This is a genomic window from Pseudomonas sp. PDM21 (genome assembly GCF_014852505.2).
Classification (GTDB): domain Bacteria; phylum Pseudomonadota; class Gammaproteobacteria; order Pseudomonadales; family Pseudomonadaceae; genus Pseudomonas.
In genome coordinates this window covers 6577325-6592125 of sequence record NZ_CM181223.1, presented here as the reverse complement: position 1 = coordinate 6592125, position 14801 = coordinate 6577325, and the positions used below count along the sequence as shown (strand labels likewise).

Below are 14801 nucleotides of genomic sequence, written 5' to 3'. Positions count from 1 at the left end.
CCCGTGCAATTACAGACCAAGAAAAGACCAGATTCTTCAGTCTGACAGGGTAAATCTTTCGTAAGGCTGTCGTGTGTCAGTGCGGGTGCTGCGAAGCGTAGGCCTGGCGGCGGATAACGCTTCGCGTTATTCGCCGTACTGCCGCACGAATCACGCGTGATGCAGGTACCAGCGCCAGTCCTGCTCGCCGACCTCGCCCATGAACTGGCGGTACTCCTCCCACTTGATTGCCAGGAACACCTTGAGGAATTCCTCGCCCAGCGCCTCGCGGGCCCAGGTGGAGGCTTCCAGTGCGCGCAGCGCGGTGAGCCAGTCGGTGGGGAGGAACTCGGTGGCCTGCTCGTAGCCGTTGCCGACGATGGGCGCGCCCGGATCGATCTGCTCGCGGATGCCTTCGTGGATGGCCGCGAGGATTGCCGCTGCCGCCAGGTAGGGGTTGGCGTCGGCGCCGCAAATGCGGTGCTCGATGTGCCGGCTTTTCGCCGGACCGCCAGGTACGCGGAACGACACGGTGCGGTTGTTCACGCCCCAGCTCTTGGCCAGCGGCGCGTAGCTGTTGGCCTGGAAGCGGCGGAAGGAGTTGGCGTTGGGGCAGAAGATCGCCAGCGAATCCAGCAGGCGCGCCATCATGCCGCCGATGGAGTGGCGCAGCAGCGGGGTGCCGTGGATGTCTTCGCTGGCATAGAGGTTGTTGCCCTGCTCGTCGGCGAGGCTGACGTGCAGGTGCATGCCGGAGCCGGCGCGGTCGCCGAACGGCTTGGCCATGAAGCAGGCCTGCAACCCGTGCTTGTTCGCCACGCCCTTCACCAGGCGCTTGTAGCGCACGCCTTCGTCGATGGCCTGCATCACGTCGAAGCGATGTTCCAGGGTCAGTTCGACCTGGCCCGGCGCGTATTCGGAAATCGCCGTGCGTACTGGCAGGCCCTGGGCCTCGCAGGCGGCGTAGAGGTCGTCGAGGAACGGCTGCAGCTGTTCCAGCTCATAGACGCCATAGACCTGCGGCGCCTCCGGGCGGATGCCGTTCATCTGCAGCGCCGGCTGCGGACGGCCGTTGGCGTCGCGCTGCTTGTCCAGCAGGTAGAATTCCAGCTCCACCGCCATCACCGGGTGGAAGCCGTCGGCCTTCAGCCGGTCGACCACGCGCAGCAGCGCCTGGCGCGGATCGGCCGGGGTGGCCGGCAGGCCCTGGGTCGGGTGCATGCTCACCTGCAACTGCCCGGTGGGGCTGGCGCGCCAGGGTTGCAGGGTCAGGCTGCCGGGCAGCGGATAGGTCCAGCAGTCGGCGTCGGCGACTTCCCAGACCAGGCCGGTGCCTTCGACGTCCTCGCCCTGCACGGTCAGCGCGAGGATCGAGCTGGGCAGCGGGCGGCCGTTGTCGTAGATCGCCAGCAGCTCGTCACGGTGCAGCAGCTTGCCGCGCGGGATGCCGTTGGAATCGATGATGAAGAGTTCGATGCTGCGCACGTCCGGGTGGGCGGCGAGGAAGGCTTCGGCTTCCTGTCGATCGGCGAATTGCATGGTGGTCCTCGGAGGCGCTCGGCGCCGGATTGTTCTTTTGGCAGGAGCGAACCACGTCCGCTCCTGCAGGTGGCAGGCGATCAGGCCTCGCGCGCGCCGGGGATCGCCAGCAGTTCGGTGATGCCGGCATCGAGGGTTTCGATCAGGCGATCCACGTCGGCGGTGGTGGTGTCCGGGCAGCACAGGGTCATGTTGTGGAACGGCGTGATCAGGATGCCGCGGTTGATCAGGTACAGGTGCAAGGCCATCTGCAGTTCGTCGTGGAAGGCGGCCTCGGCCTCGGCGCCAGTACGCGGGGAGACGGGGCAGAACTGGAACTCGCTGCGCGCGCCCAGTTCGGTCACCGACCACTTCAGGTCGTGCTGAGCGATCAGCCGGCGGAAGCCGTCGGCCAGGCGCTTGGCCAGCGGCAGCATGTGGTCGTAGGCCGCCTGGGTCATCACCTGTTCCAGGTTGGCGCGCATGCAGTGCATGGCCAGGGCATTGGCCGAGAGCGTGGTGCCCATGCCGCTGTGGCCGTGGCCATGGCTGTCTTCCTGGGCACTCTTGCGCGAGGCGGCCATGCGTTCGGCCATCTCCGCGCTGCAACCGAAGATGCCGCAGGGCACGCCGCCGGCGATCGGCTTGCCGACCACGAAGAAGTCCGGGTCGAGGTTCCACAACTTCGTGCAGCCACCGATGTTGGTGGAGATGGTGTGGGTTTCGTCGATGATCAGCAGCGCGCCGTATTTACGGGTCAGTTCGCGGCACTTCTGCATGAAGCCCGGATCGGGCAGGACCATTCCGATGTTGGTCATCGCCGGCTCGCACAGCAGGGCGCAGACGTCACCCTGGGCCAGCGCGGCTTCCAGCGCCTCGACGTCGTTGAAGGGGATGGAGCGGCTGTGCTGGGTCAGGTCGTAGGCCTGGCCAACCAGGCCGGAGCGGTGCACGGTCTCGCCGTCGCGGTAGCGCACCATCACGTCGTCGACGGTGCCGTGGTAGCAGCCGTCGAACACCAGCAGGGTCTTGCGCTTGGTCACCGCGCGGGCCCAGCGCAGCACATAGCGGTTGGAGTCGGTGGCGGTGGCGGTCACCTGCCAGTAGGGCAGGCCGAAGCGCGCAGCGAGCAGTTCGCCGCAGACCACGGCGTCTTCGCCGGGGAGCATGGTGGTCAGGCCGCGTGCGCCTTGCTCGGCGAGCGCGCGGGCGATCGGCGCCGGCGAATGGCCGAACATGCTGCCGGTGTCGCCCAGGCAGAAGTCCACGTAGTCATGGCCGTCCACGTCGTAGAAGCGGGCGCCCTGGGCGCGTTCGACGAACAGCGGGCAGGGCGTGGACCAGTCGGCCATCCAGTGCATCGGCACACCAGCGTACAGCGACTTGTGCGCACGCTCGGCAAGGGCGACGGACTTGGGATTCTGTTCCAGGAAGCGCTGGCGCTCGCGGGCGGTGAAGAGATCCACGGCCTGTTGGGCGATTCCGCTGGCGGTCATGTTGCACACCTCGTTTGTTATTTCGCACATCTTCCATTTGTGATCACAAAAATGTCAATACAGCGCGTCGGCTGCCTGATAACCTGCCCTGTAACGAATTCTGTGATCACAGATCAAGAAGGTGCCCATGAACGATGCTACGAATGAGTCCGCCTGGGCCGGCCAGATCGCCCTGATCAGCGGTGCCGGCAGCGAGTCCGGCATCGGCTTCGCCAGTGCCCGCCGGCTGGCGCGCAATGGCGTGAAACTGCTGCTCACCGCCAGCAGCGAGCGCGTTCTGCTGCGGGCGCAGGAGCTTTGCGCCGAGGGCTTCGAGGCCCGCGCGCGGCCCGCCGACCTGACCTGCGAGGACGACGTCTGCGCCCTGGCTGAATGGGCGCAGGGGCAATGGGGAAGCGTAGACGTGCTGGTGAACAACGCCGGCATGGCCATGCAGGGCAGCCCGGAGCCCTTCGCCGAGCTGGCGGCGATGGACCTGGCGACGTGGAACCTGTCGTTGGCGCGCAACCTGACCAGCGCCTTCCTGCTCACCCGCGCGCTGCTGCCGGGGATGCTGGAGCGCGGCTACGGACGCATCGTCAATGTCAGCTCTACTACCGGCGTGCGTGCCAGCAATCCGGGCGAGTCGGCCTACAGCGCGGCCAAGGCCGGGATGCTCGGCATGAGCATGGGGCTGGCGCTGGAAGTGGCGCATCGCGGGGTGACGGTGAACAGCGTGGCGCCGGGCTGGATCGCCACCGGCTCCAGCAGCGAGGAAGAAATCCAGGCCGGACGGCGCACGCCGCTCGGCCGTTCCGGGCGACCGGAGGAGGTGGCGGCCGCCATCGCCTTCCTGGCCTCGCCCGAAGCCAGCTACATCACCGGCGAAGTGCTGGTGGTGGATGGCGGCAACTGTCTGATCGAGAACAAGGGATAAGCAAGATGAAGCACGACTGCAGCCTGACCTTCGCCCAATTACCGGCGCCGCCGGCCGGCCGGGAGTGAGTCACGATGGCCGACAACCTTCAGGAACAGCTGTACCAGAACCTGCGCCAGGCCTTGCTGAGCGGGCGCTTCCAGCCCGGCGAGCGGCTCAAGATCCGCGACCTGGCCGATGAGTGGGGCACCAGCCCGATGCCGGTGCGCGCGGCCCTGCAACGGCTGGTGGCCGAGGGCGCGCTGGAGGGCGAGCCGCAGCGCTCGCTGCGAGTGCCGGTGATGACCCGCGAGCGCTACCTGCAGATCCTGCAGGTACGGCAATCCCTGGAGGGACTGGCGGTGGAAGACGCGGCCAGGCACCTGAAGCCCGCCGACATGGCGGTACTGCGCGATTGCACCGAGCGCATGGAAATTGCGCTGAAGGCCCGCGACGTCCACGGCTACCTGGAGGCCAACAGCCGGTTCCACCTGACGCTCTACCGTGCCTGCGGCAATCCCACGCTGCTGCGCATGATCGAGGCGCTGTGGCTGCAGGTCGGGCCCTTCTTCAACCGGTTGTTCACCGAGGCCGACCTGTCGCTGCGCCTGAACGACTTCCACGAAGACACCCTGCAGGCGCTGGAGCGTGGCGATGGCGCAGGCGCGCGCAAAGCCATCGAACAGGACCTGGGCTACTGTGGCCAGTACCTGCTCAACCTGCTTGAGCTGGAAAGCGGGGGAAGGCTCGGGGCGCGCTAGGGCGCCCTTCACGGGGTCTTGATGAAGCGGACGTTGTCCTTCTTGATCAGGATCGTCTCGCCGTTGAGCTGTTCGAATTCGTAGTAGTCATTGTATTTGTCGTAGTCGGAGTGATCCTTCACCAGGATTTCGCTGCCGTCCTGCAGCGTCACCACGGCCTTGTCGGCGCATCCGGCGAGGCCGAGCAGCAACAGGCAGGTGAACAAGGCTTTCAACTTCATAGTTTCTCCACGGGGCATCGTACCCGCCCGGGCAGCAAGGGCTGGAGGTACGCTGGGTTGCCTGTGTGACCATGGAAGTTTCAGGAAATTCCGACACCGGGCTTCAAGTATCCAGCCATACGTCGCGTGCCCAGGTCCAGACGGAGTCCCAGGTCTCTTCGGTGAGCTCGCCGTCGGCCCAGAGAATCACCTCGCCGTCTTCGGCGACAGCGTAGTAGTCATCACCATCGGCGCAGAGCGGAATCAGCTCGCGCGGCAGGCCACTGGCCCAGGCCACGGCGGCCACTTCTGGCAGGTAGGTGTGGGACTGCGGATCGGCCACGGTGACCGGCTCCAGGCGCCCGTAGATCACGTCGCTGACCAGCAGGAGGAACTCACGGAATTCCGACGGAATGCCGATCAGCAGGGCTTCTTCGATCTCCACGAGCAGTTCTTCGTCGGGCAGTTCCAGCGGTACCGGAACCGGCTCGTTCGCTTCACGCAGTTTCTCGATCACATCTTCCACAGGCGGGGCCTCTTTGAATTCGACGGATGGCGCGCTTTATACAGTAGTAGCCGGCCATCCGCGCAAGACCACTGTGCGTGCACCGTCCGGACGAGCGGCGGGCCCGCGGGGAGTGCCGTGCCGGATTGCCGAGGCGGGCGACGGAAACGAAAAAGCCCGGCGATTGCCGGGCTTTTTCAGTGTTGCGCGCAGGATCAGTTCTGACGGATGCCCGCCACCAGCCAGGGCTGGTTCTCGCCCTGCGGGCGCTCCATGCGCCAGCTTTCGCTGAAGGGCTCGCCCTGGTCGAAGCGCGAGGACTTCGACACGCCGCTGAAGGTCAGGGTGGCGATGGTCTTCTCGGCCTGGTCGTCCACGCCTTCGAGCTGCACGTCGAGGTTGTCGATGTAGGTGGACTGGTAGCCCTCGCCCAGGTCAGCGCGCTCCTGCTTGAGGAACTGCAGCATCTGCGGGGTGACGAACTCGGCGATCTTGTCCATCTCGTTGGCGTCCCAGTGCTGTTGCAGGGACATGAAGTGCTCGCGGGCGGCGGCGACGAAACGGGTCTCGTCGAACCAGCTCGGCGCGTTGATCACCGGGCGGCTGTCCATCACCGGACGGGAGGCACCACCGAAGATCGACGGCGGGGCGGCCGGCATTTCACGCTGCATCGGCGCATGTCCACCGGCCATGGCGGGCTGGTTGCCCTGCTGCTGGCGGCGACGGGAGGCGATGAAGCGGAAGGCGATGAACGCGATCAGCGCGATGATCAGGATGTCGAGGAACTGCATGCCCTGGAAGCCGTCGCCCATGAACATGGAGGCGAGCAGGCCGCCGGCGGCGAGGCCGGCCAGCGGGCCGAGCCAGCGCGAAGCGCCGCTCTTAGCGGCGGCGCCGGCAGCGCCTGCGGCGGCACCGGCCGCGGCAGGACCTGCGGCAGTCGGGGAGTTGGGGGCGGCATTGGGTTGCGCCTGGCGGGTCTGGTGGCTTGGCGCCGAGCCCATGCTCTTGCCACCACCGAAACGCTTGGCGGCGTTGACGTCGAGGCTGAGCGTCACGGCGACACAGAAGGCCATGGCAAGGCTGAGAAAGCGCTTCATGGTTGTCATTCTCTTGGTTGGTATACGACGCACGTCATGTTGCCGGTGGGTGCCCGTGAGGGCCAGCCGGATTTTGTTTCGTGCTGTTGCCCTGCGTGGGCTCGCCCCCTGATATGGGGCCTGATGAATCCCTTTCCAAATCAGTCTGTTACTGATTCTTTCAGAGCCGCCTGTCGGAGGACTCGGATGGTAGGCTTCGCTGAGCGAGGCCGTCAGCCGCGCGATCCCCCTGACCAGCCCGCCGCGAGGACCGCCGACCATGCATGCCATCGACTTCATCCAGGACCTCGCGGTGATCATGCTGATCGCCGGTTTCGTCACCATTCTCTGCCACCGCTTCAAGCAGCCGGTGGTGCTGGGCTACATCATCGCCGGGGTGATCATCGGCCCGCACACTCCGCCGTTCGCCCTGGTGCACGACGAGGAAACGATCAAGACCCTCGCCGAGCTGGGGGTGATCTTCCTGATGTTCTGCCTGGGGCTGGAGTTTTCCCTGCGCAAGCTGTTCCAGGTCGGCGCCACGGCGTTCATCGCCGCGTTCCTGGAGATCACCCTGATGATCTGGGCCGGCTTCGAGATCGGCCGCCTGTTCGACTGGAGCACCATGGATTCGCTGTTCCTCGGCGCGATCCTGGCGATGTCCTCCACCACCATCATCATCAAGGTCCTGGGCGACCTGAAGATGAAGAACGAGCGCTTCGCCCAGCTGATCTTCGGCGTGCTGATCATCGAGGACATCCTCGGCATCGGCATCATCGCGCTGTTCTCCGGCATCGCCGTGAGCGGCACGGTGGAGGCCGACCAGGTGTTCTCCACGGTCGGCAAGCTCAGCCTGTTCATGGTCGTCGCGCTGGTCGTCGGCATCCTGCTGGTGCCGCGCCTGCTGGCCTATGTGGCGAAGTTCGAAAGCAACGAGATGCTGCTGGTGACGGTGCTGGGCCTGTGCTTCGGCTTCTGCCTGCTGGTGGTGAAGCTGGAGTACAGCATGATACTGGGCGCCTTCCTGATCGGCGCGATCATGGCCGAGTCGCGCCAGCTGATCCAGATCGAACGCCTGATGGAGCCGGTGCGCGACATGTTCAGCGCGATCTTCTTCGTCGCCATCGGCCTGACCATCGACCCCAAGGTACTGGTGGACTACGCCGCGCCGATCCTGGTGATCACCCTGGTGGTGGTCGCCGGCAAGCTGGTGTCCTGCGGCGCTGGCGCCTTCATCGCCGGCAACGACGGGCGCACCTCGATGCGCGTGGGCATGGGCCTTTCGCAGATCGGCGAGTTCTCCTTCATCATCGCCGCGCTGGGCATGAGCCTGGGCGTGACCAGCGACTTCCTCTATCCGGTGGTGGTCGGCGTGTCGGCCATCACCACGCTGCTGACGCCCTACCTGATCCGCTCGGCCGACCCGCTGGCGCTGTACCTGGGCCGCAGCCTGCCATCGCCCATGGTGCGCGTGTTCAGCCTGTACGGTGAGTGGCTGCGCAGCATCAAGCCACGCGGCGACAAGGCAATCCTCGCCGGGATGATCCGGCGCATCCTGCTGCAGGTCGGGGTCAACCTGACCCTGGTGATCGCGATCTTCTTCGGCCTGGCGTTCTTCGCCGATCGCCTGTCGCAGTGGCTGGCGCAGTTCGTCGAGCACGAGGCGCTGCACAAGGCGCTGATCTGGGGCGCCGCGCTGTTGCTGTCACTGCCGTTCCTGATCGCCGCCTACCGCAAGCTCAAGGCGCTGGCGATGCTGCTGGCGGAGATGGGCGTGAAGGCGGAGAGCGCCGGGCGCCACACGGCCCGCGTGCGCCGGGTGATTTCCGAGCTGATCCCGCTGCTGTCGCTGGGCGGCATGATGCTGCTGCTGGCGGCGCTCAGTTCGAGCATCCTGCCGCCGGGCGAGCTGCTGGTGGTGGTGGCGCTGATCGCAGGATTGGTGATCGCGGTGTTCTGGCGCTGGTTCATCCGCGTGCATTCGCGGATGCAGGTGGCGCTGATCGAGACCTTTGAGCAGAACGGCGGCGGGCATCACTGAGCCTGCCGGCTTCATTGCTGGATTTCGAGGACGCTCTGGGAAGCCTTGCGCTCGCGCTCGGCCTTGTGCATCTCGCGTACGGCCTGGCGCACGGTTTCGTGATAGCCGCTGATCACGGTTTCCGAGTCGCTGCAGATGATCGACTTGCCGCGCTCGATCCACAGCACGCGATGGCATAGCTCGCGGATCGCTTCCATGCTGTGGGAAACCAGAATCACGGTCTTGCCTTGCTTGATCTTGCTGCGCATGGCGGCGTGGGACTTTTCGCGGAAGGTCTGGTCACCTACGCCCAGCACTTCGTCGATCAGCAGGATATCCGGGTCGGCATGGATGGCCACCGCGAAGCCCAGGCGGGCGCGCATACCGGTCGAGTAAGTGCCCACGGGGCGTTCGAAGAAGTCGCCCAGTTCGCTGAACTCGCGGATGTCGTCCATCTGCCGGCGGATGTCGGTGAGCCTCATGCCCAGCAGCAGACCGCTGATGACCACATTGTCGCGCCCGGACAGGTCCGGCTTGAAGCCGACGTTCAGCGCCAGCAGGCTGGCACTGAGCGGCTTGCTGCGCCGCAGTGTGCCGCGGTCGGGATCGACGATGCCGGCAATCATCCGAAGCAGTGTGCTCTTGCCCGCGCCGTTGTTGCCGATCACCCCGAGGGTCTCGCCCTCGTAGAGTTCGAAACTGACGTCCTGCAAGGCCCAGAACGATTCGTAACGCAGCATACCGACCCGCTGCCGGTAGGACAGGCCGACGTGCTCGGCCTGGAGAATCAGGTCACCGGACATGCATCACCTCAGAACAGCAGCTTGGGGTACTTGCGCTCGTTGCGGTGCATGACCCACAGCGCCACAAGCAGTAACGGGACCGCGACCGACAGTACGTAGAACTGCTCGCCCCACGCCGGCCACTGGTTGTGCAGCAGCACGTCGCGGAATGCCGTAATCATTACCGTCATCGGGTTGAGATTCAGCAGCGGCGCCATGGAGGCGGGAATCTCATGGATGCTGAAGAACACGCCGGACATGAACATCATCAGCATCAGGAAGTTGTCCACCACCTGGCGCAGGTCCGGCACGAAGGGCAGCACTGCGGCGAGCAGGAAGCCGAAACCGATGATGAACAGCAACTGGTTGAGGATCAGCACCGGCAGCGCCAGCCATTCCAGCGAGGGGCGGTAGCCGGCGACCAGCAGCGACAGGATCAGCAGCGTCAGGATGATCAGGAACTTGAAGGTGTTGCTCAGCACCGGGATCAGCGCGAACACGTATTTTGGCACATGGATCTGCTGGATCAGCCCGGCGTTGGCCTGGATGGCGTTACTGGCCTGGCGCACCGAGCCGTCGAACCATTTCCAGGCGACCATGCCGCTGAGCAGTAGCGGTACATAGCCTGGACGGCTGTGGCCCAGTGCCAGACCGAAGACGATATAGAACGCGCCCATGTACATCACGGGCTCGAGGATCCACCAGAGAAATCCGAGGAAACGCCGCGCCACTTCGGTGCGCAGGTCGCTGTAAACGCCGTAAAGAATGATGTCCCTGTGCTTCATGTCGTTCTTGTTGGATTGAAAAGGGTGGGGTATTTAAACACAATGCGTCGCAGCAAGCCTGCGTGCCGATTGCGGCGCAATCTGTGCGGATCATCGCCCAAACATAAGAAAAAAGAGCTGGTATGCGCCTATTTGATGTCTTGTTCGGAACCTCCCGAAAAGCCCCCCAGCCCCCGGAAGACCTGGTTCTCATGGTGGTCGGCATGCACCGCAGCGGCACCAGTTTCCTCACCGGCTCCCTGCAGGAGTCCGGCCTGGAACTGGGCAAGCACAGCACCTGGAACCCCCATAACCTCAAGGGCAACCGCGAGAATGGCGATATCGTCGCGTTCCACGATGCGATGCTCGCCGCCCGGGGACATGCCTGGGACAACCCGCCCAGCGTGGCGCCGGTCTGGACCGAGAGCGAATACGCCGCTGCCCGCGAGCTGATCGGCGGTTATGACGGTGTGAAGCGCTGGGGTTTCAAGGACCCGCGCGCGCTGCTGGCCGTCGAAGGCTGGCAGGAGCTGATCCCCAACCTGCGTTTCGTCGGCATCTTCCGCCACCCTTCGGCGGTCGCCGATTCCCTCCAGGCTCGTGGCGGCATGCCGCGCGAGCAGGCGCTGGGCCTGTGGAAGGCTTACAACAGCCGCCTGCTCGAACTGCACAGCCGGGTGAAATTCCCGGTGCTGTGCTTCGATCAGGATGAGGACAGCCTGCACCGGCAGCTCGACGACGTGCTGCGCAGGTTCGGCCTGCAGCCTCCGGCGGCGGAGCGCTTCTTCAGTTCCGAACTCAAACATCACCGGCACGGCGACGAGGACCTCGCGCCCGAGCTGGATGCCATGTACCAGGCTCTCAAGGCCATCGCAGACTGATCCGGGGGTTGTGTCATGCCCATCTTTCGCCGCACGCCGCGCCTGAGCGTCGTGGTCATCGTCTACAAGATGCCGGAGCAGGCTGACAAGACGCTGCAATCGCTCAGCCCTGCCTACCAGCACGGCGTAAACGAGCGCGACTATGAAGTCATAGTCGTCGAGAACCATTCCGACCGTCTGCTGGGCCGCGAGCGCGCCACCCGGCACGCGGGCAACGTGCGCTATTTCCACCGCAATGAAACCGAACGCACGCCGGTGCACGCTATCAACTTCGGCGCGGCCCAGGCCCGTGGCAGTCACGTCGCGATCATGATCGACGGCGCGCGCATGCTCTCGCCCGGCGTGCTCCGCCATGCGCTGGATGCTTTCCGTCTCGATGCGGAAGCGGCAGTCTCGGTGCCTGGTTACCACATCGGTCACAAGCTGCAGCAGGTGGCGGTGAACGAGGGCTACAACGAAGACGCCGAGCAGGTGCTGCTGCAGAGCATCGAGTGGCCGAGCAACGGTTATCGCCTGTTCGACATCGCGGTGCTCAGCGGTTCCTGCCAGGGCGGTTTCTTCCAGGCCAACTACGAGAGCAACTTCATCGGTATGTCGATGCGCAAATGGAAGGCGCTGGGCGGGGTGAATCCCCGCTACAACGATTTCGGCGGCGGCAACGCCAACCTGGACCTCTACAAGCGCCTGCTGGAGTACCCGAACACGCCGTTTTATCTGCTCTACAGCGAAGGTTCGTTCCACCAGTTCCACGGCGGCGTGACCACCGGCACGTTGCGCGAGGAGCGCGAGCGGGTCTACAAGCTGCTCGATGAACAGGACAAGCAGATCCGCGGCGACAACCGCACTCCGCCCAGCGTGCGGCCGATCCTGCTGGGCTCCGCGCACCCGCACATCTTCCGCTTCCTCAACCATTCGCTGAACCGGGTGCAAGCCGTATGACCGCGTTCCATGAGAAGCGCCCGCTGCTGTCGATCATCGTCATCGCCTATGACATGCCGCGCCAGGCACTCAACACCTTGATCAGCCTTGCGCCGGACTACCAGCAGGGCGTCGATGCCGACGACTACGAAGTCATCCTGGTAGAGAACCGCTCGCAGAGGAACATGGACGCCGAGGCCATTGCCCGGCTGCCCGGAAACTTCCGCTACTACCTGCGCGATGAGGCGGGTGTGTCACCCGCGCCGGCAATCAACTTTGGCGTTGCCCAGGCGCGCGGCCGGTTCATCGGGCTGATGATCGACGGCGCACGGCTGGTCACGCCGGGCGTGGTGAAGTACGCGCTGATGGCTTTCCGCATGACGCCCGACGCCATGGTGGTGGTGCCTGGTTACCACCTGGGGGAGAACGAGCAACAGTTTCACCTTACCCACGGTTATTCCGAAGAGGCCGAGCAGCAACTGCTGGCGGATATAGGCTGGCCGGAGTCGGCAAACGGCTATCGGTTGTTCGATATTTCCTGCTGGAGCGGTGCCAACCCGAACGGCTATTTCCACCCGTTCATGGAAAGCAACTGTCTGTTCATCAACGCCCAGGTGTTCCGTGACATCGGCCGCGCCGATGAACGCTTCGACATGCCCGGTGGCGGGGCACTGAATCTCTATCTGTACCGCAAGGCCGCCATGCACCCGCGCACCCAGTCGGTGATGCTGGTGGGCGAGGGGTCTTTCCATCAGCTGCACGGCGGCGTCACCACCTCCGAGGTGGAGGGCCGCGAGGAGCTGCTCAAGCGCCAGAGCGAACAGCTTTGTGAGCTACTGGGCGAGCCTTTCCGTTCGCCGACGGTAGAGCCGATCCTGCTCGGTCAGGCGAAGGCGCCCAGCCTGCGCTATCTGGAACGTTCGGTGCAGCGCGGTATGGACCGCGTACAACGCTGCACCGGACGTCAGGAAGACCCGTTCGCCGACCAGGCGCTCAAACCCGAATTCCGCCTAGCCCCGGTGCAGACACCGGTGCGGATCATCGCTCCTCGACCATTCGTTTCCGGAGAAGGCCAGATCATGAAGACCCTCTACATGCCCCCGTCGATCAAGCATTTCGAGCCGCTGCACATGGTCTTCAGCACCTGGGTGGACCACCTGCCGTTCGGCTACGACCTGGTGACCGCGCTGCGGCCCAAGCTGCTCGTGGAGCTGGGTACGCACAAGGGCCTGTCCTACTTCACCTTCTGCCAGGCGATGAAGGAGAACGATATCGATGGTGTCTGCTATGCCGTGGACACCTTCGAGGGCGACGCCCACACCGACAAGTACGACGAATCGGTGTTCAACGCGGTCAACAACCACAACCGCCAGCACTACCACGGCTTTTCCTACCTGATGCGTATGTTCTTCGAGGACGCGCTCAAGCACTTCGACGACGACAGCATCGAGCTGCTGCACATTGATGGTTTCCATACCTACGAGGCGGTGAGCGCCGACTTCGCCAACTGGTATCCGAAGGTGAAGCCGGGCGGCATCATCCTGTTCCATGACGTCATGGCCCGCCTGCAGGACTTCGGTGCCTGGAAGTTCTGGGACGAGACCCGCGGTCAGCACGAGACGTTCACCTTCAACCACGGCTTCGGCCTGGGCGTACTGCGCAAGCCTGGTGGCGATCGCAGCAACGACCATCCGCTGCTCAAGCTGCTGTTCGAAGATGCCAAGGCTGACGAAGGTGCTGGCCTGCGATCCTTCTACGTTCACGCCAGCAAACACCTGGAAAACACCCGCAAGCTCAAGCGCCTGACCCAGGGCCAGCCGCAGCAGCAGCCGGCCACCTGAGTGGTGAGCGAGGCTGCCGAAGTCCGGGCGGCGCTGCGCCAACCGGCCAGCTACCTGCCTGAGCTGGAATCCCTGCGTGGCTGGGCAATCCTGCTGGTGGTCGGCTTCCATTACTTCGGCATCCTCGCCCTGGCCGAGCGTACGGACAACCCACTGTGGGCGACGCTGCTCGGCGGGGGCAATACCGGCGTCACGCTGTTCTTCGTGCTCAGTGGCTTCCTGCTGTCGCGACCCTTCCTGCAGGGGCTGCGCGATGGCCAGCAGGTGAGTACCCAGCGCTTCTACACGGCGCGCTTCTTCCGCATTGTGCCGCTCTACTATTCAGCGGTGTTGCTGGCCTGGTTCATGACGCAGAAGGCGGCGGCCCTCAAGGCTCTGCTGTTCATACCGATCGGCTTCCAGGCCTTCCCGTTCAGCGTGCCCTGGTGGTCGCTGTGCACCGAGATCCAGTTCTACCTGCTGCTGCCCTGGGCGATGTGGCTGCTGCGCTATCGTGTTGGGCGCTGGCTGGTCGCCGGCGCCCTGCTGGCGTGGGCGATGGCGCACGTCTACCTGTTCCACTCGCCGGGGTGGCTATCGCCGAGTAACTTCTGGGAGAACTCGCTGTTCGGCCGGGCCGGTGCGTTTCTCGTCGGCGCGGTCTGCGCCGGGATCAGCCTCGGCCGTGGCTATGACTGGTTGCGCAAACGTGCGCTGGTCTGCACCGTGCTGCTGGCCGGCTGCCTGCTGGGCCTGGGCCGCCTGTGGCTGTGGTTCTCCCTGAGCGGGGAGCGCAATGCCCTGCAGACCTTGCCGATGTACCACAACATCGAATCAGTGCTCTGGGGCGGAGTGATGCTCGCATTGCTGGCCCTGAGCTGGCGGGCCAAGGCGCTGTTGGCCAATCCCCTGATGGACCATTTCGGGCGCATCTCCTACTCGCTCTACCTGATTCACGTCCCGGTGCAGTTCTACTGTCTGTACCCACTGAAGGCCGCCGGCATGACGCTGGATGCGAATTCCGACGCCTATCTGCTGCGCATTGTCGCCAGCCTTGCGCTGTCCTGGGCTCTGGCCTGGGTGAGCTATCGCCTGGTGGAAATGCCCTTCCTGCGCCTGAAGTCCCGCCTGGCGACCTACTCCGGGCGCGCCCCCTGGGCGCGCCGTGCCGCCGACGCCTGAC

Annotated in this window: 14 protein-coding genes; 7 read left to right on the top strand and 7 right to left on the bottom strand. The window is 64.8% G+C overall.

Going from position 1 to position 14801, the window contains the following annotated elements:
• Positions 1-150: 150 nt before the first annotated feature.
• Positions 151-1518, bottom strand: a complete 1368-nt coding sequence (locus IB275_RS30365) for a glutamine synthetase family protein (RefSeq protein WP_192294534.1) — start codon at positions 1516-1518, stop codon at positions 151-153.
• An 80-nt stretch (positions 1519-1598) separates the two neighbouring features.
• Complete coding sequence (locus IB275_RS30360) at positions 1599-2993, bottom strand: aspartate aminotransferase family protein (RefSeq protein ID WP_192294536.1); 1395 nt, start codon at positions 2991-2993, stop codon at positions 1599-1601.
• A 127-nt stretch (positions 2994-3120) separates the two neighbouring features.
• On the opposite strand from IB275_RS30360, the gene IB275_RS30355 reads away from it, so the two are divergent.
• Positions 3121-3909, top strand: coding sequence for an SDR family NAD(P)-dependent oxidoreductase (locus IB275_RS30355; RefSeq protein ID WP_192294538.1), 789 nt, complete (start codon positions 3121-3123; stop codon positions 3907-3909).
• 74 nt (positions 3910-3983) lie between these two features.
• A complete protein-coding gene (locus IB275_RS30350; RefSeq protein WP_192294540.1) occupies positions 3984-4649 on the top strand; it encodes a GntR family transcriptional regulator in 666 nt (221 codons plus the stop codon).
• An 8-nt stretch (positions 4650-4657) separates the two neighbouring features.
• Here IB275_RS30350 and IB275_RS30345 read toward each other — a convergent pair whose 3' ends face one another.
• From IB275_RS30345 to IB275_RS30335, 3 genes are all read right to left on the bottom strand, one after another.
• Entirely contained in the window at positions 4658-4870 is a 213-nt protein-coding gene (locus IB275_RS30345) for a YgdI/YgdR family lipoprotein (protein WP_017521498.1), read from the bottom strand.
• A gap of 103 nt (positions 4871-4973) precedes the next feature.
• Positions 4974-5375, bottom strand: coding sequence for an SMI1/KNR4 family protein (locus IB275_RS30340; RefSeq protein ID WP_081519074.1), 402 nt, complete (start codon positions 5373-5375; stop codon positions 4974-4976).
• Between the two features lie 194 nt (positions 5376-5569).
• Positions 5570-6454, bottom strand: a complete 885-nt coding sequence (locus IB275_RS30335; protein WP_192294547.1) for a Tim44 domain-containing protein — start codon at positions 6452-6454, stop codon at positions 5570-5572.
• A 259-nt stretch (positions 6455-6713) separates the two neighbouring features.
• Between IB275_RS30335 and IB275_RS30330 the strand changes: the two genes are divergently transcribed.
• Positions 6714-8474 (top strand): cation:proton antiporter, encoded by a 1761-nt coding sequence (locus IB275_RS30330; protein ID WP_138213588.1) that lies wholly within the window; start codon positions 6714-6716, stop codon positions 8472-8474.
• 11 nt (positions 8475-8485) lie between these two features.
• Here IB275_RS30330 and IB275_RS30325 read toward each other — a convergent pair whose 3' ends face one another.
• On the bottom strand, positions 8486-9256 hold the full coding sequence (locus IB275_RS30325) for an ABC transporter ATP-binding protein (RefSeq protein ID WP_192294549.1): 771 nt from the start codon (positions 9254-9256) through the stop codon (positions 8486-8488).
• 8 nt (positions 9257-9264) lie between these two features.
• Entirely contained in the window at positions 9265-10020 is a 756-nt protein-coding gene (locus IB275_RS30320; RefSeq protein WP_192294551.1) for an ABC transporter permease, read from the bottom strand.
• Between the two features lie 203 nt (positions 10021-10223).
• Between IB275_RS30320 and IB275_RS30315 the strand changes: the two genes are divergently transcribed.
• Genes IB275_RS30315 through IB275_RS30300 form a run of 4 tightly spaced genes read left to right on the top strand, consistent with a single transcriptional unit; the run spans position 10224 to position 14800 of the window.
• Complete coding sequence (locus IB275_RS30315; protein ID WP_225601793.1) at positions 10224-10880, top strand: sulfotransferase family protein; 657 nt, start codon at positions 10224-10226, stop codon at positions 10878-10880.
• 15 nt (positions 10881-10895) lie between these two features.
• Complete coding sequence (locus IB275_RS30310; protein ID WP_192294555.1) at positions 10896-11819, top strand: glycosyltransferase family 2 protein; 924 nt, start codon at positions 10896-10898, stop codon at positions 11817-11819.
• Entirely contained in the window at positions 11816-13639 is a 1824-nt protein-coding gene (locus tag IB275_RS30305) for a class I SAM-dependent methyltransferase (protein WP_225601794.1), read from the top strand. Before IB275_RS30310 ends, IB275_RS30305 begins: the two co-directional genes overlap by 4 nt.
• A gap of 3 nt (positions 13640-13642) precedes the next feature.
• Positions 13643-14800 carry an acyltransferase family protein gene (locus IB275_RS30300; RefSeq protein WP_192294557.1) on the top strand — a complete coding sequence of 386 codons (1158 nt, stop codon included), beginning with the start codon at positions 13643-13645 and terminating at the stop codon, positions 14798-14800.
• Position 14801: the final 1 nt, after the last annotated feature.